At 65.1% G+C, this 22043-nt stretch carries 18 protein-coding genes and 2 tRNA genes; 1 reads left to right on the top strand and 19 read right to left on the bottom strand.

Translation table 11 applies throughout. The features are described 5' to 3' along the window. Positions 1-73: 73 nt before the first annotated feature. From IVB28_RS15935 to IVB28_RS15980, 10 genes are all read right to left on the bottom strand, one after another. A complete protein-coding gene (locus IVB28_RS15935) occupies positions 74-856 on the bottom strand; it encodes a DUF2497 domain-containing protein (protein ID WP_247527411.1) in 783 nt (260 codons plus the stop codon). 305 nt (positions 857-1161) lie between these two features. Further along, positions 1162-2547 (bottom strand): TolC family outer membrane protein, encoded by a 1386-nt coding sequence (locus IVB28_RS15940; RefSeq protein ID WP_247528561.1) that lies wholly within the window; start codon positions 2545-2547, stop codon positions 1162-1164. A 205-nt stretch (positions 2548-2752) separates the two neighbouring features. After that, complete coding sequence (locus IVB28_RS15945; RefSeq protein ID WP_247527412.1) at positions 2753-3418, bottom strand: protein-L-isoaspartate O-methyltransferase; 666 nt, start codon at positions 3416-3418, stop codon at positions 2753-2755. Between the two features lie 166 nt (positions 3419-3584). Further along, positions 3585-3848, bottom strand: coding sequence for a hypothetical protein (locus IVB28_RS15950; RefSeq protein WP_247528619.1), 264 nt, complete (start codon positions 3846-3848; stop codon positions 3585-3587). A gap of 121 nt (positions 3849-3969) precedes the next feature. Continuing rightward, a tRNA-Asn gene (locus IVB28_RS15955) sits at positions 3970-4044 on the bottom strand. A gap of 135 nt (positions 4045-4179) precedes the next feature. Continuing rightward, positions 4180-4392 carry a hypothetical protein gene (locus IVB28_RS15960; protein WP_247527413.1) on the bottom strand — a complete coding sequence of 71 codons (213 nt, stop codon included), beginning with the start codon at positions 4390-4392 and terminating at the stop codon, positions 4180-4182. An 84-nt stretch (positions 4393-4476) separates the two neighbouring features. Then, positions 4477-6171, bottom strand: a complete 1695-nt coding sequence (locus IVB28_RS15965) for a flotillin domain-containing protein (RefSeq protein ID WP_247527414.1) — start codon at positions 6169-6171, stop codon at positions 4477-4479. Between the two features lie 23 nt (positions 6172-6194). Beyond that, positions 6195-6854 (bottom strand): OB-fold-containig protein, encoded by a 660-nt coding sequence (locus tag IVB28_RS15970; RefSeq protein WP_247527415.1) that lies wholly within the window; start codon positions 6852-6854, stop codon positions 6195-6197. Positions 6855-6863: 9 nt separating this feature from the next. Continuing rightward, positions 6864-8027: a PspA/IM30 family protein gene (locus IVB28_RS15975; protein WP_247527416.1), complete on the bottom strand. Its 1164-nt coding sequence runs from the start codon at positions 8025-8027 to the stop codon at positions 6864-6866. Between the two features lie 531 nt (positions 8028-8558). Continuing rightward, positions 8559-8819 carry a hypothetical protein gene (locus tag IVB28_RS15980; protein ID WP_247527418.1) on the bottom strand — a complete coding sequence of 87 codons (261 nt, stop codon included), beginning with the start codon at positions 8817-8819 and terminating at the stop codon, positions 8559-8561. Positions 8820-9078: 259 nt separating this feature from the next. Between IVB28_RS15980 and IVB28_RS15985 the strand changes: the two genes are divergently transcribed. Then, the gene (locus IVB28_RS15985; protein ID WP_247527420.1) at positions 9079-9276 is read left to right on the top strand and encodes a hypothetical protein; all 198 of its coding nucleotides are present in this window, start codon (positions 9079-9081) and stop codon (positions 9274-9276) included. Between the two features lie 82 nt (positions 9277-9358). On the opposite strand, the gene IVB28_RS15990 is transcribed toward IVB28_RS15985, so the two are convergent. The 9 genes from IVB28_RS15990 to IVB28_RS16030 form a co-directional block, all read right to left on the bottom strand. Then, entirely contained in the window at positions 9359-9505 is a 147-nt protein-coding gene (locus tag IVB28_RS15990) for a hypothetical protein (protein ID WP_247527421.1), read from the bottom strand. A gap of 160 nt (positions 9506-9665) precedes the next feature. Continuing rightward, a tRNA-Cys gene (locus tag IVB28_RS15995) sits at positions 9666-9739 on the bottom strand. Between the two features lie 87 nt (positions 9740-9826). Next, positions 9827-10588, bottom strand: coding sequence for an ABC transporter ATP-binding protein (locus tag IVB28_RS16000; protein WP_247527422.1), 762 nt, complete (start codon positions 10586-10588; stop codon positions 9827-9829). Between the two features lie 7 nt (positions 10589-10595). Beyond that, a complete protein-coding gene (locus IVB28_RS16005) occupies positions 10596-11312 on the bottom strand; it encodes an ABC transporter permease (protein ID WP_247527423.1) in 717 nt (238 codons plus the stop codon). A gap of 198 nt (positions 11313-11510) precedes the next feature. Then, positions 11511-12242: a tRNA-uridine aminocarboxypropyltransferase gene (locus IVB28_RS16010; RefSeq protein ID WP_247528562.1), complete on the bottom strand. Its 732-nt coding sequence runs from the start codon at positions 12240-12242 to the stop codon at positions 11511-11513. 37 nt (positions 12243-12279) lie between these two features. Next, positions 12280-15384 carry an efflux RND transporter permease subunit gene (locus IVB28_RS16015; protein WP_247527424.1) on the bottom strand — a complete coding sequence of 1035 codons (3105 nt, stop codon included), beginning with the start codon at positions 15382-15384 and terminating at the stop codon, positions 12280-12282. Then, positions 15384-18533, bottom strand: a complete 3150-nt coding sequence (locus IVB28_RS16020; protein WP_247527425.1) for an efflux RND transporter permease subunit — start codon at positions 18531-18533, stop codon at positions 15384-15386. Before IVB28_RS16020 ends, IVB28_RS16015 begins: the two co-directional genes overlap by 1 nt. A 37-nt stretch (positions 18534-18570) precedes the next feature. Continuing rightward, positions 18571-19962 carry an efflux RND transporter periplasmic adaptor subunit gene (locus tag IVB28_RS16025; protein ID WP_247527426.1) on the bottom strand — a complete coding sequence of 464 codons (1392 nt, stop codon included), beginning with the start codon at positions 19960-19962 and terminating at the stop codon, positions 18571-18573. After that, a complete protein-coding gene (locus IVB28_RS16030) occupies positions 19952-21403 on the bottom strand; it encodes an efflux transporter outer membrane subunit (RefSeq protein WP_247528563.1) in 1452 nt (483 codons plus the stop codon). The genes IVB28_RS16025 and IVB28_RS16030 overlap by 11 nt, the downstream gene beginning before the upstream one ends. Positions 21404-22043 lie beyond the last annotated feature (640 nt).

Below are 22043 nucleotides of genomic sequence, written 5' to 3' on the forward strand. Positions count from 1 at the left end.
AAAGGGCATTCGGCCCGGTCCGCAGGCCGAATATGCCACAGGAGCAGGGCTATATCGGGGCCGGACCGCCGTCTCAGCGGCCGCCGCGCGAGACCCGCTCGATTTCGGCCTTCACGATGCGTTCAACCAGGCCGGGCAAATTGTCGTCGAGCCAGGATTTCAGCATCGGACGCAGCATCTCCTTGACCAAATCCTCCAGCGTCCGTGCATTGCTGCTCAGCACCGTATGGGCCAGGGAGTTGAAGGCGGATTCGACCGCCGAGACCGTCGATTGCGCGAGCATCGGCTGCTGCGGCGGTAGCGGCGGGGCATCGTAGTCGACCGCCGCGTAGGACGATGGCGGCGTTGGACGCGGCGGAGGCGATTCGGCGAATTCAAGATCGTCGCGCGGCTCGACCTTGCGAAAGCTCGGCGGCGGCGGCGGCGTCGGATCCACCGCCATCTCGTCGGTCAATTCGAGCACGTCGGGTTCAGGCTCCGGCTCGGGCTCCGGCTCCGGCTCAGGCGCGCGGACCTCGGGCGCAGGCGTTGCCGCATCGAGCCCCGCCAGCAGCGCGTCGATGTCGTCCTGGTTGTTGGACGCATCCGCCGCAGGCGCGGCTGGCGGCGGCGCTGGAGCGGGCTTTGCAGCCGGCGGCGGCGCGGGTTTCTCGGCGACAGGCTTGGCGGCGGGTGCGACCTTGGAGGGCGGGATGTCGTTCATCGCCTGCGGCTTTGGCGCAGCCGCGGCGGGCGCCGGTGCCGGCTTCGCAGCTTCAGCCGGCGGCGGCTTGGCCTCGTCGTCGGCAATGATGCGCCGGATCGAGGCCAGAATCTCCTCCATCGAGGGTTCTGTGACCTTTGCAGGCTGCGTCATCTCCGACTCCACATCATCAACGCCCTCGCATGCGCTGTTTTACACCAAGCAGGGCAGGATTGGCCGGTTCCGCAGCGAGCGCCCCGACATTTTCGTCGCAGCAGCCCGACTTGTCCCCAGATCACGGCTCAACGTGCAGCGGTGCGCCCCTGCCCCCGGCACTCAACCCTTACGCATACGGCATCAACGCGGGGCGAATCGACCCGCACTGTCTTGGCAAGGCTATGTCAGGGATTTTGATGATTGCAAGCAAAGCACCGATCGGCCTTCGCTGTTCGCGAGGCCGACCGGATGACTACGGGGAATCAGCGCCCGTCAGGCGTACGCACGCCGGCCCAGCTGTCGCGGACCTGATGGTAGTGAACGCTGGGATCATAAACCGTGGTCGGAAGGCCGAGGACCTGCGGCGCCAGACGGCCGACGGCAGCAAGGACGTTATAGGATGCAACGACCCGATCGTGCTGCGCGGTCACCAGCGCCACGCGCGCATTGACCAGCGCCTGCTGCGCGTTGAGCACGTCAAGAGTGGTGCGTTGACCGGCCTTGGCTTCTTCGCGCACGCCGTTCAGCGCGATCTCGGACGCTGTCACCTGCGCCTGCGCCGACTGCACCTGCGCCTTGCCGGCCTGCAACGAACCCCACCATTGCACGATGGTCGCGCGGGCCTGATCCCGGGTCGTTTCGAGGTTGAGGCGCTGCTGCGCCAGGTTTTCCTTGGATTGGCGGATCAGCGCATATTCACCGCCGCCCTGATAGATCGGCACCGAGAGCTGCGCGAGCGCGGATGCGTTGAACGCGCGATACTGGATCAGCGATTGTTCGTAGGCCTGGCTCACGTTCGCCTGCAGCGAGACTGTCGGCAGCAGAGCGCCTTCGGCGACCTTAACCTGCAGGAAATTGACGTCGATGCCGAACATGGCGGCCGTGACGTTCGGATGCTCGACGAGACCGAGCTCGACTGCGGCGGCGAGCGTTGCGGGCAGGAAACGATCAACAGGCGAGCCGGGGGCGAGGTTCGTCGGCTCGTTGCCGATGATGCGGCGGAAGTTCGCGCGCGTCGTGGTGAGATTCGCTTCCGCGGTAAGGGCCTGCGTCCGGCCGGCCGCGAGCTGTGCTTCCGATTGCGCAACGTCGGTGCGGGTCACTTCGCCGACGTTGAAACGATCACGGGTCTGCTTGAGCGTCTGTTCAAGCACGCGCACGTTGCTGCGCTGAACTTCGAGCGTCGCCGAGTCGCGCAGATAATCCATGTAGGTCGTGGCGGCCTGGAGCAGCACGCTTTGATCGAGGCTGCGCAGGGCTTCACGGGAGCCGGAGACCTGACTCTCGGCGGCGCGCGTCCGGTTGGCAGTCTGGTTGCCGTTATAGAGCGTCTGGGAAGCAGTCAAACCCACGCTTCGGGGAACGGTTGTACCGTTGACCGGATCACTGGTGGAGGCACTCTTGAAGTCCGAGTACTGGTAACCACCGCTCGCCGTCAGCGAGACCTTCGGACGGTAGCCCGACAGCGCCTGTGGCACGTTTTCGTCAGTCGAGCGCACCTGAGCGCGCTGTGCGTTGAGCTGCGGATTGTTCTGATAGGCGCGCACCAGCGCGGACTCGATCGTATCCGCCAAGGCAGGCACCGGCCCGGCTAGCGACAGCAGCAGGACCGAAACTGCAGCTCCGGTGAAGAGCTTCACCCCATGCATCCCAAAAATTCCGTTCATTCTAACGCCCGGCTCGTGCCCGCGAGCTGGGTACCGTCTTCGAGTGGAGTCGCTGCCCCGCCGCAACATAGGACGCGGTCAAGCGCGACGGAACCACCTGAGAGTAGTTCTCGGTGGAAACTCTTCACGTGCAGCATCCCGGCCACACTTCTGATTCAGAACGGGATTTTAAAAGGGCTTGGCGCCGTCAGAAGACGAAGGCGCCAGCCCGTGCGAGGCCGGGAAGGACTGGGGCGGCGGCGTCGAACAGGGTTCGATGGCCGAATTCACCGTGGGTACGGGTCACGATCACGGCCCGCGGCGGCCTGGATTCGGCGGACACTCCCACCAGACGCCCGCCCTCCTTGAGCTGCCCGAGCAGCGCCTCCGGCGTCACCTCGGCAGCGCCATTGAGGATAATCACGTCGTAGGGAGCGGCGGAAGGATCGCCTTCGGTGCAGGCTGCGGCCTTGCAGGTGACGTTGCCAAGCCCCAGGGCAGCGAGGGCATCCTTGGCCTTCGCGGCCAGGTCCGAATCGCATTCCGTTGCGGTGACCTGGCGCGCCAGCTTGGCTGTCAGCGCGGCGAGGTATCCCGTGGCACAACCGACCACCAGAACGTTGTCACCCTCGCCGATTTCGGCGGCCTGAAGCAGCTTGCCGGTCAGCTGCGGCTTGATCAGGAAGCGCTTGGCTGCGCCGCCCTCACTCACGTCGAGGTCGATATCGAGATAGGCCAGCGCCTGCCGGCCGGCCGGCACGAAGGTCTCGCGCGGAACCGTGAGCATGGCATCGAGAACACGACGGTCGGTGACGTCGCTTGTGCGCACCTGGCCATCGACCATTTTGAGGCGCGCGGTCGAGAAACCGGACATTTGCGGACCCTGCAATGCGGCAATGCCGCGAACCAAAGTTGGCGGCATCTTTGGAACATGGCCGGCCAAAACGCAACACGCGCTTAGCCCTGTGGGGCCAACGCTTTGCGGTTAGGGCTTTTGGGACTAAGGCTTCCGCATCTTACGGCATCAGGGGCGGAACGGATTATTCGATCGCCACCGCGAGGCGACCGATCAGAGCCGCGACCTCGTCCAGCCGCGCCGAGTCAAGGGTCTCGACCGCTCGTGCCAGACAGGCGAGGCATTCGTCATCGCTGAGCTCGGGAATGTCGGCCGGCAGAATCGAGGGGGCCATGTGGTCGACCTGGATGTCTGGCATGGGAATCAGCTCCGTAAAAATCCGGCAGTCGCGAAGCTCGATTTCAATTGAGTCGATTTGGCGCCGCGCGCATGGCACGACGGCGCCCATGCACACGTCTGCTTGAATGCGATTCCAGCCAGGGATGGGACGCACTGTTCAGAAACCAATGCAACGAGGTCGTGCGCCGCATGAAGGTTCGACCACAACTCGTTGAATCTGCGGCAGGATTTGGCTCCCCGGGCTGGATTCGAACCAGCGACCATCCGATTAACAGTCGGATGCTCTACCGCTGAGCTACCGAGGAAAAGGCGAACCAGTCGTTCGCGCGCGGCTGCGTATAACAAAGCCGCTTGCGCTTGCAAAGGACCAATTCGTCATCATCCGAACGTACTTGAGGAAGGGCTAAGCGGCCCCTCCTCCGGATGAGGTCAGCCGGCCGTTATTCGGCGAGAAACGAGGTCGTCTTGGTGTCGGGGTCGTAGCGCAGCCGAGGCGCGGTCATCTTGCAGAGATTGACGTTCTTCCATAGCACCGCCTCGTCGTAGCTCTGCCAATCGACGCGGATGTTCCAGACACAGCCCTCGTCGTCCTCGTCGAACTGGACATAGGTGCTGGTCTGGTTCTGCGGCACCTCGTCGAGCTCATTTCCCACTCGTCCAGGCCATCATCCGGCGCGTTGAAGCCCAGGAATTTGATGGCATAGCCGGTCTCGTTCACGATGGTAACGTTGCGGGCGTCATAGATCGGCGGCGTTTGTCTTCTCCGGCGCGGGAGCAGGGATGGCGGCGCCATTGCTCTTCCCGGTCACGGCGCCGACCAGGGTCTGAATGGGATCGTCACCAGGCGCAAAGCCGCTCTGGCGCAGGATCTCGTCGATCATCGGACGCAGCGCGTGCACCTTGAGCAGCTCGCCGGCGAGTCCTTCGCCGAAGCCGACATTGCCTCCGCCGGCGCCATTGCCCCCGAACGCCCCGCCGGTGTGGAGGATGCGGACGTCCTTGAGGTTGCCGATGGGCTTGACCATCTCGGCCAGCGCCGCCGGCATCGTCTCGATCCGCTTCTTGGCGATCTCGAAGTCAATGACGTTGCTGCCGAGCTTGTTCTGCGCCTCGTTCTTCATCGTGATGACGGCGGCCTCGGCCTCACCGATGTTGCGGACGCCGACGGCCTTGATCTTGTTGGACTCGGCTTCGGCGGTGGCCAGCGTCTTCACAGCCTCGGCGCGGTCGAGCGAAGCCTTCTTTTCGGCCTCAGCCGCCACGATCAGCTCGGTCGATTTACGTTCGGCCTCGGTACGCGCGGCCAGCACCTGGGTCAGACGGGCACGATCGGCGACCTCGACGGCGCGCGCGGTGACGACCTTTTCCTCCGCGGAGACAGCGAGCGCTTCGGCAGTCTTGGCTTCGGTGACGGCTTCCGAGGTCTGCTTGCTTTTGGCCGCGATCTGGATCTCATTTTCCTGCGTGGCGATCTGGATCTCGCGCTGAGCGTCGGTTTTCCGCTTGTTGATCGCCAGATCCGACTCGATCACCGCGGTTTCCTTGACCTGCTTGGCGCCCGCCTCTTTCTCGGCGACCGCGCGGTCAGTGTCGATGCGGGCATTTTCCTCGGTAAGGCGCGCGGTCTGCGTGGCGGTCGCGACCTCGGCCCGGGTGCTCGCGGTCTTGTTGGCGATGTCGCGCTCCTGCGACAGCTCGGCCTCCTTCTTGGTCCGCTCGATGCCGAGGGTTTGCTGGCGCGCCTCGAGGTCCTTTTGAGCGATCGCGACCTCGTTGTCGCGCACGATGGCATTGCGGTCGCGCCGCCGGGTCTCGGTGACGGTCTTCAGTTGGGTCAGGCCTTCGGCGTCGAAGAAGTTTTCCGGGTTGAAGAACTTGACGTCGGTCTGGTCGAGCTTTGTGAGCGACACGGACTCAAGCTCGAGGCCGTTCGATTTGACGTCGGACTCGACTGTCGCCTGCACATGTTTGACGAAGTCCGAGCGCTTCTCCTGAAGTTCGAGGATGCTCATGGTCGCCGCCACCGAGCGCAGGCCGTCGACGAACTTCGCCTCGACCTGGTTGCGCAGGGCTTCGGCGTCATTGGTCAGTGCACCCAGCGTCTGGCTCGCAAGGGCGATACTCTCATCGTCGGGACGGACCCGCACATAGAACTCGGCCACTATGTCGACGCGCAGGCGGTCCTTGGTGATCAGGGACTCCCGCTCCTTGCGTTCCACCGTGAGCCGCAGCGTCTTCAGATTGACGCTGGCATAGGAGTGGAAGATCGGCAGGATCATGGCGCCGCCGTCGAGCACGACCTTCTTGCCGCCGAGCCCGGTGCGCACGAAGGCTTCGTCGCGCGTGGCGCGCTTGTAGAGGATGGTGAAGACGATCCCGAGGACGACGATCAGCGCGACGCCGATCATGGCCGGGACTGCGATGTCGAACATGACTTTCTCCAATGAATGAACTGCTAGCTGCTTAGAGTTGGCTTGGACGGCTTAAGTTCATCGTCGGCCTTCACTGCGACGAAGCGGGTGCCGTCGCGGTCGACCAGCAGGACCGTGGTTCCCTGCGGCAGGGGTGATGACGACGGCGCGGCGACCGCCCAGACGAAATGGCGGTTACCGTGGATATCGGCGACGCTGACCCGGCCGGGCGGCCCCTGGTCGAGCGGGCCGATGACGACCTCACCGATGCGGCCGACGAGATCCCCTAAGCCGACGGCGTAGCTCTCATCCCTGGGAATGACCCGCGCGATGGCCCTGCTGCCAGCGCGAACCAGCGGAACCGACACCGCGACCGCCCCGACCGAGGCGACCGTCGCCGGCAAGGGACCGGCCACCATCCGCGCGATATCCTGGATCAGGAAGCCGGTGATGGAGAAGGCGCCGAGCAGCAGCAGCAGGAAGATCAGCAGCGGCACGCCGCCGACATTGATCCAGGAAATGGCGTTGATCACGCCATTGTCGCTGGGATGGCCAAAGTCGATGTTGGTACCGAGCATCTCGCTGAGGGAGGCCCCGACCAGCATTGAGACTACCTCGATCGAGCCGACGATGAGGATCATGGCCGCCGCGATCGCGAACGGCCTGACCTCCGGCGCGATGACGTGTTCGAGCAAAGCGCTCATGTCACGCGCTCAGGAGCGAGATTTCAGCCGCGCCAGCCTCGCCGCAATTTCCTTGTCGCGATGAAGCGCGCTGAGCTCGTCGATGTCGCTCGAATATGGGATGCCCGGCGGCACGCCGGTGGCGCGCGCCACCGCCCTGCCCGCCCGCAGCGCCTTCGCCGCCGCAGAGCTGCCGCCCTGTTTGCGGGGCGACGTCGAGGCCTGGTGGCTTGCGGCCGCCTCACTCTTTTCGAGATCGGCGCGGCGCTGCTCGGCGTCCTGGAGTGCCGACAGGACGGCGCGCAACGAGGTGACGCATTGTTCAATCTTCTCGTTGTTCTCGTCGATGGCGCGGGACAGCGCCTCGAACTGCGCCTCCAGATCCATCTGCCGCGCGATTCCGGCGCGGGCGAGGTCGTCGCGCCCGTCAGTGATCGCCCCATCGATCTTGGGCGAGAGATCGGTCATCTCGCGCTCGATCTCGGTGCGGCGCGCGTTGAGGCGGTATTCCTCGGCACGGGCTGCAGCGAGCGCGTCGCGCGCCTCGCTCTCGGCGCGCTCGATCTCGCGGATGGCCTGTCCGACCACCCCAAGCTTGTTCTTTTCTTCCGCCTGCTCGATTGCGTCATAGGCGATCCCGGCGATCAGGCGTCCGACCCGCGACAGGAAATTTTCGGGAGCGGCAGCGATGGTATCCATGGCGTTCTCCTCCTCTGGCAGACTGTTCGGCGTGACACCGTAGTGAACTTCAAAACCATCATCGGTGCGGATCAGGCGCGCCGGCACGCTGTGCCCCCAGCCGTCCGCATAGCCGGCATAGTCGAACGGCACGCTGAAGCGCCCTTGCACGGTCGCAATCGAAATGGTGGCCGGGCCCTTGATCTTGGCGAGCTTGTCGTCGAGCGGCAGACGACGGCCCTGCGCCGCGCGATACTCGGCACGGTCGCGCAGGCCCAGCGTCACTAGGCGTGACGGCAGCGCGGTCTGTTTGCGGATCGGGTCATAGGCGTGGGCATGCAACAGCACGACATTGGAACCGACATTGTGGCTCCGGGCGACCTCATCGAGGATCTCCATCATGCGGTCATAAGCCCTGAACGTCGCCTCCAGCGCGGCCTTGGCGGCCGGATCAGGGGCAAGCCTGTAACGAAGCGCGGATGGCGCGTTTCGAGGCGACTGGTTCATAGAAAGCACTAAAGCACCTTTTTGGTACTTTAGAAAGCGGAGATCCCATCACGTTTCACTGATCCTTGTGCACTCTATCCATTTGTCGCCGGGGTCGGGGCGTGCGTTCAAGCCCGGGCGATCACCCCTAGATCACCGCCAGTCAAGACTTCTTGCACGCGCGGGTTGCAATTTGAGACGAAATGCAGGGAGCGTTCGGCAAGACCTACTCTTTGCGTTCGCGCGTCTCGGCCAAGCTGCAATGCCAGAGGCGGTGCAGCGCAGAGCCGGGATCCGGTAGGCCCCACGGATCACTGCAACATTGGCGCCACTCTGCAGCGCATTACTTCGTGCTGCGCAGCGTCCGGGGCACGCGACTGAGTTAGACGGGGTCGCCGCCGAAGGACTCTGAATTTCTTCCAGCAGGTGTCCAAGTCTCGCTTCGCGTTTACATGCGAGTAGCAGTTAATCCACAGGCCGTCCGCAGCATATCCACACGGCCGGTATCGCGAATTTGCCAAGTGGCGCGAGCCACTTGCTGCGCACAAATACACAGGGCGTTCAGCCGCCGGCCTGATCGAACACGCTGCGGCAGGCCTCGCTCAGGCTCGAGCGGTTGCGCCGCAGGCACGCCGTGATGGCACGGACGTTGGGGATTTCGCCGGCGCAGAGCCGGTAGACGTCAGGGGTGCAGGCGCGGCGCTGTTCGGCCGTCCCCTGCGCCTGAGCCGCGGAGGCGAACAGCGTCAGGAACAGCCCGAGCGTCGAGGCGCGCCGCGCCCGGCTCTTCACACCCGCACACCGCAAGAACCTCGCCTTCATGACCAGTCTCCTGTCTGCCCGCCCGCACCGGCCTGCATTGGCCGGCGTGCAAAGGGGTAGGAGAAATAACCTGCTGGAGATGTGATCTCATTCACACTGCCCGTGCAGCCGAGGAACCTACGCTTTCCAAGGGGATTTTTTAGACATCGCTAACCAATTGGGACCCGATCGCGCGGATCGTTAAAATGCGAACGATCCAATCAATGGGGTAACAAACCGGCTTTGCGACATTGTGCCATCCGCGTTCTGCGAGGGTGCGATGAGAAGCGAAGCCGAATTCAATTTGCTGCTAGATGCCGTCCGGGACGCCATGGTCATTGAAGATTTTGCTGCCGCGCCCGAGAAGGAGTTCGTGCTCCGCTCGTGGAGTTTTGACGCGACGCCCAATGCGGCCAATGACAACGAGGGCGCCTGGCCCCTCCTGCCGTTTCCCGACGGCTGGTACGCGACCTGCTGAAGGCTGCTTTCGCCGTGAACCGAAGCGCCCGCCTCGCGGGCGTTTTTAGTTGAGGCCCTATCGGAAATGGGCGCAGTAACGATCAGGTCTTGACGCGATTCTCACCATCCTGCGGCGCCCGGTCGGGTGCGGCCGATGGAAAGATGCTGTCATAGATCGCGCGGGCCTCACGGATGAGGCGAGCCCGCTCCAGCTCGGTTTTCGGGACAAATCGGACGATGTCACCCACGGGTGCTCCTGCGCTCGGCTGCATCTCTTCGCAGATGCGAACTCTATGCCAGCGGGGCCTTATCGGGCGTTTCTGTCCGGCCGCGGGCAAATCCGGGTGTGCACGCGCGCGCGAACACCCGCGGCGGGAGACAATTTGATGAAATATCAGATAGTTGTGATGGAGGCCACGTCGGGACTCGAACCCGAGTAAACGGTTTTGCAGACCGGCGCGTAACCACTCCGCCACGTGGCCCCGTAAGGGCGGAGCAATATAGGGGATACAGGGTTTAGGCAACCGCCTTCGTCCGACTTTCCCGACGACTTTCAGCGGCTTGAAGTACTAGGCCTTGGCCCCGCCCTGCCCGCCGAGATACCGGCCCAGAATCTCCTCGGTCGTGCCGGCCGCCGTGATCTTGCCCTGCTCCAGCAGGATCGCCCGGTTGCATGTGCTCTTGATCAGGTCGACGTCGTGCGAGGCGAGCACCAGGATGCCGGCGCGAGCGACGATCTCGTCCAGCCGCTGCCGCGCCTTGTTGCGGAATTGCTGGTCGCCGACGCCTATCCATTCGTCGAGCAGCACGATCTCGCCCTCGACCGCGGTTGCGACCGCGAAGATCAGGCGCAGCATCATGCCGCTGGAATAGGTGCGCAGCGGCAGGTCGAGGCGGTCGCCGAGTTCGGTGAACTCGGCGATCTCCGCGCGCCGCGCATCGATCTCGGCCCGCCGGGCGCCGATGACGAGACCGCGCCGCATGATGTTCTCGTAGCCGGTCGCTTCCTCGTCGAAGCCGGCCGACAGATCGAACAGCGACAGGCAACGGCCGAGCACGTCGATGCTCCCCGCCGTCGGATGATAGATGCCGGCGAGAACCCGCAGCAGCGTGGTCTTGCCGGCGCCATTGGCACCGATGATGGCGAGGCGGTCGCCGGCACGGATGTCGAGGCTGACACCGTTCAACGCCGTGATGAGGTGCGAGACCGCCGCCTTCCGCCGCAGCGTCACGGCGCTGACGAACCGGCTGCGCAGCGAACGGTCGCGAAACGATAGCACCGGAAACGTGACCGAGACGTCGCGAAGCACGATGTGGGCCGTGACGGTCATGCGCGCGTCACAGCCAATACGCCACGCGACGGCGGTATTTTGCGTAGCAGCCGAGGCCGGTGACGGCCACGACGATCGCATAGACCGCCCCCAGCAGCCATTGCCCCGCATCGGTAGGCTGCGACAAGAGCGGCCGGCGCACGAGATCGAGCAGCGTCGCAAACGGATTGACCCACGTCAGCCAGTGAAAGGCGGTGCCGCGCGCGCTGTCTTCGGTCCAGATGATCGGCGTGAGGAAGAAGATGAATTGCAGGCCGCTGACGATCGCCGAACCAATGTCGCGAAAACGCGCGCAGAGCATGCCGAGCGCAACCGCGCCACCGAGCAGCACGAGAAACAGGATCGCAAAGCCGGGCACCACGAGCAGCATGTTCCAGTGCAGCGGCCAGGGCATCACGACGTAGAGCACCGCGACGATCACCAGGTGATGCGCGAAGATGAGGAGGTTGCGCGCGATCATCTGCAGGACATGAACGATCAGCGGCGCCGGCACGGCCTTGATGAGATGACCGGACGCCACGAAGATATTCGAGCCCTCCTGGAGCGTCGTGGCGATCAGGGTCCAGACGATCAGGCCAACCGCGAAGGACGGCAGGAAGGCGGCGATGTCCTGCTTGAACAATGCCGCATAGACCGTACCGACGCTTGCGATCGTCGCAGCGAGCGTCAGCGTGATCCAGAGCGGGCCGATCACGGTCCGCCGGTAGCGCAGCGAAATGTCCATCAGCGCGAGCGTGCCCCAGCGATCGGGCCGCGCCGCCTGTGTCAGAATTTCCTTCGTCGCGAGCTGAATTCGACTGCCCCTTCGGTTGCGGCTTTCCGATGTCGCAACTGGAAAGCGGATCGCGAGCCATCTCGGCCGATGGTCTTTAAATGCCCGCGCTTGGCCGTGCAATCAACCTGCAGATGAAGTGGGCCGAAGTCACGCCCGTTTGCGCCGGCGGAAGTCGCGCCGGCCCTTCGGGGCAGGTTTAGGCGCCAATTCCGGCATCTCGGCCTGGACCTCGCGGTAGCGTGTCAACAGCCGTTCAAAACTCGCATGCAGCGTGTCCGCGATGTCAGGACGCCGCTCGAGCCCGGCGACAATCGTCGCTGCGGCCTCGATGGTCGAGAGCCCGTCGCTGCGCGGCTCGCGGCGCAGGCGCCCATAGCGCGAGGGGTGCGCCGGATTGAGGATCACGCGCTGGCACTTGAGCATCCAGGGATTGCGCCACCACAGCGCCTTGGCCTGGCTCCAGGTGCCGTCGAGCAGCACGACGCCTTCAAGCTTGCCGAGGATCGCGCGCTGGTTGTCCGCAACCCCGCCCTTGCGGTTGAGCGCGACGATCTCGCCCTCTGCTTCGAGATCGGCGGCACGCGCCGAGCCGAGATAGAGCACGGCCCAGCGCGCGGCATTCTCGACCGGTCGTCCCAGCGCCTTGGACAGGCTCGGCCAGGACAGGCCGACCCGCACCACGGCATCGGCGAAATGCCTGGCCAGCAGGCGCGCGGTGCCGAGCGCCCTGTCCTGCTCCTGCGGATGCTGGAGGATCAGGAGCGACAGCCGGCTTTCAATCGGCGTGACGCTGTCGCAGATGCACAGCGGCATCGGCTTCTGGCAATGCGGGCATTCGGGGATCGGGTCGGCGGCAGCCGTATCGGGCGGGTTCGACATGGTCGCCGCTATACGCTTGATGCGGCGCTTCAACAACCTATTCCGCGGGCGCAGCCAGCGGGCGCGGCGCGGACCGCCGCCGCAGGCGGTCGATCAGCAGGTAGATCACGGGCGTGGTGTAGAGCGTCAGGATCTGCGAAACGAACAAGCCGCCGATGATGGTGATGCCGAGCGGGCGGCGCAGCTCCGTGCCGGGCCCGGTTGCCACCACCAGTGGAATGCCGGCGAACAGCGCCGCCATGGTCGTCATCAGGATCGGGCGGAAGCGCGCCTGGCAGGCCTCGAAGATCGCCTCCGCCGAGGACAGGCCGCGCTGGCGCTCGGCGTCGAGCGCGAAATCGACCATCATGATGCCGTTCTTCTTGACGATGCCGATCAAGAGGATGATGCCGACGAAGGCGATCACGGTCAGCGGCGTGTTGGTGAGCTGCAGGGCGAGCAGCGCACCGAGCCCGGCCGAGGGCAGCGTCGAGATGATTGTGAGCGGATGGGCGAGGCTCTCATAGAGCACCCCGAGCACGATATACATCGCCACCAGCGCGCCGAGGATCAGAAGCGGTTGGCGGCCGCTGGTCTTGGCGAAGTCGCCGGCATTGCCGTCGAAGCTGCCGCGGATGCCCTCGGGCATGTGCAGCTCCTCGACCGCCCGCTGGATGTTTTGCGTCGCCGCCTGAAGCTGTACGTCCGGCAGCAGGTTGAACGACACCGTCGTCGAGGGGAATGACTGCGAGTGATAAACCGCGAGCGCGGCGAGGCCGCGCGTTGCGTGCACCACGGCCGACAGCGGCACCTGCGCATCGCCCGCACCCGCGACGAAGATGCGTTCGAGGTTGGAGGGATCGACCTGGAATTTCGGATCGATCTCCAGCACGGTCATGTACTGGTTGCGCTGGGTGTAGATGATCGAGATTTGCCGCTGCGAAAAGGCATTGTTCAGCGCGTTGTCGATGTCCTGAACCCTGACGCCGAGCGCCGAGGCCTTCTGGCGATCGATCGACAAGGTCAGCTGAAGCCCGCCAGGGTCACGGTCGCTGGAAATGTCGGTGATCCCCTCGACGCTCTCCATGCGCTTGGCGACGATCGGCGCCCATTTCTGCAGCAGACTGAGGTCGGTGCTGGTCAGCGTGTACTGGTAGTCGGAATCGCTCTGCCGTCCGCCGGCACGGACGTCCTGGGCGGCAAACATGAAGAGGCGGATGCCGGGCACGGGGTACAACGCGCGCCTGAGACGGTCGATCACGACCTGCGTCGAGACGTGGTCGCGCTCCTCCGGCGGCTTCAGGCTGATATACATGATGCCGCGGTTCGAGGTCGCTCCCCCCGGCCCGCCGCCGGCGCCCACGGTCGAGCCGATGCCGGCGACGGCCGGATCCTGCATCACGATGTCGGCGAGCCGCTGCTGGAGGCCGAGCATCGACTGGAACGAGATGTCGGCCGAGGCGCGCGTGGCCCCGATGACGAAGCCGGAATCATCGGTGGGGAAATAACCCTTGGGAACCTTGATGTAGAGCGTGACGGTGAGGCCGATCGTGGCGAAGAACACCAGCAGCGTCGCCAGCGGATAGTCCAGCACGGTGCGCAAGGTTCGGGTGTAGAACGCGATGATGCGCGACAGCGAGCCCTCGATGATGCGGTCGAACAGGGTCGCCGTGCCGGACGTGGTCTGCCGGATGTAATGGGCGCAGATCATCGGCGTCACCGTGAGCGACACCAGCGTCGAAACCAGGATCGCGAAGGTCAGCGTCAGCGAGAATTCGCGCAAGAGGCGGCCGACGATGCCGTCCATGAAGATCAGTGGCGTGAACGCCGCGACCAGTGACAGGCTGATCGAGACCACGGTGAAGCCGATCTGCTTCGCGCCCTCCTGCGCCGCCTGGAACGGCCGCATACCGTGCTCGAGATTGCGATACATGTTCTCGATCATGACGATGGCGTCGTCGACCACGAAGCCGACGGAAATCGCAAGCGCCATCAGCGAGAGATTGTCGATCGAGAAGCCCGCGACCCACATGCCGGCGCAGGTGCCGGCCAGCGCCAGCGGCACCGAGATGCCGGCCGCGATCGTCGGCGTCAGCCTGCGCAGGAACACGAACACCACGACCATCACCAGGATCGCAGTCGCCAGCAATGTCCATTGCATGTCGAGCACGCTGGCGCGGATCGTGCCTGTGCGGTCGACCAGGGTCGAAATCTCGACGCCCGCCGGAATCCACTGCTTCAGCTCGGGGATCAGCGCCTTCACCCTGTCGACGGTGTCGATGACGTTGGCATCGCCCTGCTTGACGATCTGGATCAGCACCGCCGGCTGCTTGTTGAACCAGGCGATCGAACGGGCGTTGCGGACGGAATCCTCGATGTCGGCGACGTCGGAGAGCCGCACGAAATTACCCTTGGAGCTCTTGATGAGGATGTCGCGGAACTCTTTCGCGGTGCGCATCTGCTTGTTCAGCGATAGCGTCTCGCTCTGCCGCTCGCCGTTGAAGATGCCGACCGGACCGAGTGGATTGGCATTGATGATCGCAGTTCGCACGTCGTCGGTGGCGATGCCGGCGTTGGACAGCGCGACGGGGTTGAGCTGGACCCGCACGGCCGGCTGGTCGGCGCCGGAGATCATGACATTGCCGACCCCCGGCACTTGCGAGATGCGTTGCGCCAGCACGCTGTCGGCGACGTCGTAAATTGCGGCCGAAGAGATCGTCTTGGAGGTCAGCGCCAGCACGAAGACGGGCGCGCCGGCCGTGTTGGCCTTGCGGAAGCGCGGCAGCGTCGGCAGGTCGCTCGGCAGGTCGACCATCGCGGCATTGATCGCCGCCTGCACGTCACGGGCGGCCTTGTCGATGTTGCGGCCGATGTCGAACTGGAGCTGGATGCTGGTCGAGCCGAGCGTCGAGGTCGAAGTAATCTGGTTGATGCCCGATATCTCGCCGAGCCGCCGCTCCAATGGCGAGGCCACCGTCGCCGCCATCACGGCCGGGTCGGCGCCGGGCCGGCTTGCCGAGACGAAGATGGCGGGGAAGTCGACGTTCGGGACCGAGGCGACGGGAAGGAACTGGTAGGCGACCACACCCAGCAGGAACAACCCGATCGACAGCAGCGTGGTCGCGACCGGGCGGCGGATGAAGGGCTCCGAGATCGATGCCATCACTGCATCCCCTCGGTCGCGCCCGCAACGGGCGGGCCGCCGGATTCGGCCGGCGGCAGCGCCTGCTCGAGGCGGCGATTGATGCGGTCGAGCGCGAGGTAGATCACGGGCGTCGTGTAGAGCGTCAGCAGCTGGCTCAGCAGCAGGCCGCCGATGATGGAGACGCCGAGCGGGAAACGCAGCTCGGCGCCGGTGCCGCTCTCGATCGCCAGCGGCAGCGCGCCGAACAGTGCCGCCAGCGTCGTCATCATGATCGGGCGGAAGCGCAACAGGCAGGCCTGCACGATCGCCTCGTGCGGCGACATCCCCTGCCCGCGCTCTGCCTCGAGCGCGAAGTCGATCATCATGATCGCGTTCTTCTTGACGATGCCCATTAACAGGATGATGCCGATCAGGCCGATCACCGACAGGTCCTGCCCGCACAGCACCAACGCCAGGATCGCCCCGACACCGGCCGAGGGCAGCGTCGACAGGATCGTGATCGGGTGGATGTAGCTCTCGTAGAGAACCCCTAGCACGATGTAGATCGTGATCACGGCCGCGAGCAGCAGCCAGGGCTGGCCGGCGAGCGCCTTGGCGAACTCGGCGGCATCGCCGGCATAGACGCCGACGATGCTGCCCGGCATGCCGATCCGGGTCTCGATCGCCTTCACGGCGTCGACGGCATCGCCGAGCGCGGCGCGCGGCGCGAGGTTGAAGCTGAGCGATACCGAGGGGAATTGCGCCTGGTGCGAGATCGCGAGTGGCGCGGTGGTGCGCTTCAGCGTGGCCACAGCGGACAGCGGCACTTGGGCGTTCGGCGCGCCGGCGGTGGCGCTCGCAGCGCCCGGCAGATAGAGCTTCGAGAGGATCGAGGGATCGCGCTGGTACATCGGCAGCGCCTCCAGCACCACGCGGTACTGGTTGGCCTGGCCGTAGATGGTCGAGATCTGCCGCTGTGCGAAGGCGTCGTTGAGCGTATCGGTGATGGCCTGGAGACTGACGCCGAGCTGGCCCGCGCGGGTGCGATCGACGTCGAGCTGCGCCCGCAGACCACCCTCCTGCGCCTCGGAGGAGACGTCGCGGAACAGGGGATCGCGCCGCATCTCCGTGACCAGCTTGCGCGCCCATTCCGACACCAGCGTCGCATCGGTGCCGGTCAGCGTGTACTGGTATTGCGAGCGGCTCGACTGGGTCGAGATCTGCACGTCCTGCACTGGCTGGAAATAGACGGTCATGCCGGGGATGCCTGATACCCGCTCCTTCAGCCGGGTGATCACCGCGCTCACGTCGTCGCGCCGCTCGCCGCGCGGCCTCAAGCTCATAACAAGACGCCCAACATTGGTGGTCGGATTGACCGAGCCTGCGCCAATGACCGAGACCACGCCGGTCACATCCGGGTCGGCCTTGATGGCGTCGGCAGCCTCGCCCTGTCGCTTCTGCATCTCCGCGAACGACACGTCGGGCCCGGCTTCCGTCACCGCCGTGATCGAGGCGGTGTCCTGCAGCGGCAGGAAGCCTTTGGGGGCAACAACGTAAAGCACGAGGGTCGCAACCAGCGTAGCAAAAGTCACGACCAGCGTGGCGCGCTGACGTTCCAGCACCCACAGCAGCGTCCGATGATACGCCTCGACGGTGCGGTCGATGAAGCGGCTGATCGCGGCCAATCCCGGCACCGCCAGCTCCTCATGGGCGTGCTTGAGCAGCCGCGAGCACATCATCGGCGTCAGCGTCAGCGAGACCACGGCGGAGGTGACGACGGCGATCGTCAAGGTCAGCGCGAACTCGCGGAACATGCGACCGACGAGGCCGGACATGAACAGCAGCGGGATGAACACCGCGATCAGCGACACCGTCAGCGAGATCACGGTGAATCCGATCTCGCTGGCCCCCTTCAGCGAGGCCTCCATCGGTCCGTCGCCGTTCTCCATGTGGCGGACGATGTTCTCGATCATGACGATGGCGTCGTCGACGACGAAGCCGGTCCCGATCGTGAGCGCCATCAGCGACAGATTGTCGAGGCTGAAGCCGGCGAAATACATGATCCCGAAGCTCGTGATCAGCGACAGCGGCAACGCCACGCCCGCGATCAGCGTGGCCCGCAGCGAGCGCAGGAACAACAGCACCACCAGCGTCACCAGCACGACGCTGAGGATCAGCGTGAACTGCACGTCGTGGACCGAGGCGCGAATGGTGACGGTGCGGTCGGAGACGATGGTGAGGTTCACGCCGGCCGGGATCGCACGCTGCACCTTGGGGATTTCCGCGCGGATCTGGCTGACGACGTCGATCACGTTGGCGCCGGGCTGGCGCTGGATGTCGATGATGACGGCCGGCGTGCCCTGATACCAGCCGCCGGTGCGGTCGTTCTCGAGGCCATCGACGATCTGCGCGACGTCGGCGATGGTGACGGGCGAGCCGTTGCGATAGGCGATGATGACGGGTTTGTAGGCGTCGGCCGCGGCGATCTGGTCGTTAGCGGCGATGATGTAGGATTGCTGCGCGCCGTCGAGCGAGCCTTTCGGCCCCGAGACATTGGCACTGGCAATTGCGGTGCGCAGATCTTCCATGGCGATGCCGTAGGCGGCGAGTCGCGCCAGATCGGCCTGGATACGCACGGCCGGCTTCAGCCCGCCGAGCACGGAGACGCGTCCGACGCCGGAGATCTGGCTCAGCCGTTGCGCCAGAAGCGTGTCGGCGATGTCGCTCATCGCGCGCAGCGAGATGGTGTCGGAACGCAGCGCCAGCGTCATCACCGGCGCGTCCGCCGGATTCACCTTGGCGTAGGTCGGGGGATACGGCAGCGTCTTGGGCAGCACGCCGGCCGCCGCGTTGATCGCTGCCTGCACATCCTGGGTCGCGCCGTCGATGTCGCGGTTGAGATCGAACTGCAGCGAGATCTGGCTGACGCCGAACGAACTCGTCGAGTTCATCGCCGACAGCGACGGGATCTGGCCGAGCTGCCGCTCCAGCGGTGCGGTGATCAGCGAGGCGATCACGTCGGGGCTGGCGCCCGGAAGCTGCGTCGTCACCTGCACGGTTGGGAAATCGACCTGCGGCAGCGCCGAGACCGGCAGCGCGAAATAGCCGAGCAGCCCGCCGATCAAGAGCGCGATGCCGAGCAGCGAGGTTGCGATCGGCCGTCGGATGAAGGGTTCGGAAACACCCATGGGATCTGCCTGCCGCTTCAAGCGGCTGTTGTCGGTATCATGGCTGCTTGGCCCCAGATCCCGATGCCCCTGGCCCCGGAGCCGGCCCGGTCTGTCCCTTCTGGTCGCCTTCGCTGCCGCTCCGCTTGGCGCGGAACTCGCCGTCCTTGCCTTGTCCGTCCTTCTGACCTTCCTTGGCGCCATCCTTCTTCTGAGCGTCCGGCCCGCGCGAACGCTTGCGCGGCGCGAGATCCGCTGACGGGGTCTGGTCGTCGCGGCCGATGATCACCTTGGAGCCGTCGGACAGATTGGCAAAGCCCGTTGTGACGACCTTGTCGCCCGGTGCCAGGCCGCTCGCGATGACGGCGTCATGCTCGTTCTGCTGGGTTACCGTCACGGGCTTGGCCGAGACGACATTGTCCTCGCCGATGACATAGCTGAAAGTCCCGATCGGACCGCGCTGCACGGCCGATGTCGGCACCACCAGCGCCTGCGTCAACGTCTCGACCTTGAGGCGGACATTGACGAACTGGCCCGGCCAGAGCTGGTAGTTGGCGTTGGGGAATTCGGCCTTGAGCTTGAGCGTGCCGGTGGTCTGGTCGACCTGATTGTCGATGCCAGTGAGCTTGCCGGTGTCGATCACGGTGATGCCGTCATTGCCGAACACGTCGACCGCGAGCGCGCCTTTCGCCGCGGCAGCATTGACGCGCATGATCTGTTGCTGCGGCAGGCTGAACCACACCGCGATCGGCCGCAGTTGCGTGATCACCACCAGACCCGTGGTGTCCGAGGCGTGGATGATGTTGCCCTGGTCGACCTGGCGCAGGCCGGCGCGGCCCGAGAGCGGCGCCACGATCTTGGTGTAGCTCAGCGTCGCCCCCGCGTTGTCGATCGCGGCCTGATCGGCCTTGACCAGCGCCTCGGTCTGCGCGACCAGCGCACGCTGGGTATCCGCCTGCTGCTTGGAGCCGGCATTGGAGGCGGCCAATTGCTCGTAGCGCGTCAGGTCGATGCGCTGGTTGGCGAGCTGGGCCTGATCCTGCGCCTTCTTGGCGACCGCCTGATCGTATTGCGCCTGATAGATTGCTGGATCAATCTCGCCGAGCACGTCACCCTTCTTGACGTCCTGTCCCTCGGTGAAGTTGACGGCGATGAGCTTGCCGTCGACCTGCGAGCGCACGGTCACGGTGTTGAGCGCGCGGATCGCGCCGACGCCGTCCAGATAGACCGGAACGTCCTGGACCCGCGGGCTCGCCGCCAACACGGGCACCGGCAGATCGGGCCGCTGGTTGCGGTTGTTGGCCTGTTGCTGATGTGTGGCGATCCAGCCGAGATAACCGAGCCCGCCGAGGATAGCGAGCGTGATCAAGGTCACGACGAAGCCGCGACCGCGCGATTTTTTCGTCGTCCCCTGTTCCGCGCCCTGCTTGGCATCCGGCTTAAAGAGCATTGACCGGTTTCTCCATTCGCGGCTCCCAGCCGCCGCCGAGGGCCTGATACAGGCTGACGAAAGCGAGCAGGCGGGCCAGTTGCGCCTGTGACAGCGCGTCTTCCGCCTGGAACAGGGTCAGTTGGGTGTTGAGCGCGGTCACGATGTCGGCGGTGCCGGCGCGCAATTGCTGTTCGGAGAGATCGAAGGCGCGGCGCGAGGCGGCAACGACTTCACGCTGCAATTGCAACCTGATCGTGGTCTGCTTGATCGAGAACAGCGCGTTGTCGACGTCGGAAAAGGCCTGGATGATGGTCTTGCGGTAGGTCTGGAGTAGCTCGTCCTGCCGCGCCTTGGCGAACTCGAAATTGCCGAGGATTCTGCCGCCGTCAAAGATCGGCTGCGTCGCGCTGCCGACGAGCTGGAAGAAGGCCGCATGCGGCTGGAACAGCGAGACCAGCGCCGCGCTCTGATAGCCGCCATTGCCGGTGAGCTGGATGGTCGGAAAGAACTGCGCGCGGGCGTTGCCGATGTTGGCGGTCGCAGACGCAAGCTGCGCCTCCTGCCGGCGGATGTCCGGCCGCTGCGTCAGCAGCTCGGATGGCAGGCCGGGCGTCACGCGCGGGATCGCGACCCGGTCGAGAGAGCCGCCGAGCACGCGAACGCTCTCCGGCGGGCGCGAGACCAGCACGGCGAGCGCGTTGACGTTCTGGTCCAGCGTCTGGCGCAGCGGTGGCACCAGGGCCTTCTGGTTGGCGAGCACGCTCTCCTGCTGAGCGACGTCGAGATCCGTGCCGGTGCCGGCCTTGCGCCGCTCCCTGACGGCGTCGAGGATGCGCTGCGCGCTGGCGATGTTGCGCTGTGACGTCCTGATGCGGTCCTGCGAAGCCAGCACCTGGAAATAGGCGTTGGCCACGGCCGCCAGCGTCGTCAGCGCGACGGTGTCGCGATCGAAGCGGTTGGCGTTGGCGGTCTCCTCGGCCGTCTGCAGCGCATCGCGGTTCTGGCCCCAGAAGTCGAGCTGGTAGCTCGCGCTCAGCGAGGCCTGGTAATTGACGACCTCACGTCCGCCATTGGTGAGCCCCGAGGCTGACGAGCCGGATGTGCGCGAATACGTCTCCTGCCCGGTGCCTGACAGGCTCGGCAGCAGAGCCGCGCCCGCCTGGCGCGCCTGGGCGTCAGCCTGGACGATGCGCGAGGCGGCGGCGGCGATGTCGAGGTTGACGGTCTGCGCCTCTTCCATCAGCTGCGTCAGCTCCGTGGAGCGGAAGCCACGCCACCAATCCAATGACGGCGGGGTATCGCCCTTGCCCGCGTATTTGTACTGCGTGGGAACGTCGAGGGCGGGATCGGGAAGGTCCTGGGTCAGCACGCACGCGCCCGAGCCGGCGGCGAGGCACAATACCGCAAGCCAGCGCGCCGCGCGCAGCGTCCGGGATGCAGAACCTTCGGCCCGCCGCATGGCGATCGCCGGAACATCCTGTGTCACATCCACCCCCCGCCGGGCAGATCTAGCCGCCGCACAACCGGATCAACCGAATCGGGGCGGGACAATCGGGGGGTTTTGGACAACTCGTTCACAACGGTGATGCTTCCTGCGGAACTTCGACATTGATACTAGCCGGGCGCTGAACCGCGGGACAGTCCCGCCGTCGCGAGATGGCTGGGCCAACACGCCTGAAGCGGAGCGATGAAAATGCAAAAGGTGACTGTCTCGCAGATACTTCTCTCGTTCCGAAAACGTTGGGAACGTGAGCAAGCTTACCAAGATTTCATGTGATATTGCTGCCACACCGGCATCGGGGCTTGTCGATCCGGTCACATTACGCCCCGCGCGGCCTCGGCTTGGTCGCGCCCTCACTGTCCACGTTACCTGATGTCGTTCCGACCCGCCTTTGGAAAAAGGCGGTCGTGACCTGGCTGGTGACGACCATCATCTTCCGTGCGCTGGCGGAGTTCAGTCGTTTCCTCCTATTGATATCCCGCCGCGCAGCCAAGCGTATCATCGCCGGTCGCGCCGCTCGATAATGTCCCTGTTTCGACAGGCGTTTCAGCCGCTTTCGCCGCAGCGCAAAAGCCTTCCCCTTTGCCCTCCCAAGCAC

It is taken from the genome of Bradyrhizobium sp. 199, from assembly GCF_023073355.1.
Taxonomy (GTDB): domain Bacteria; phylum Pseudomonadota; class Alphaproteobacteria; order Rhizobiales; family Xanthobacteraceae; genus Bradyrhizobium.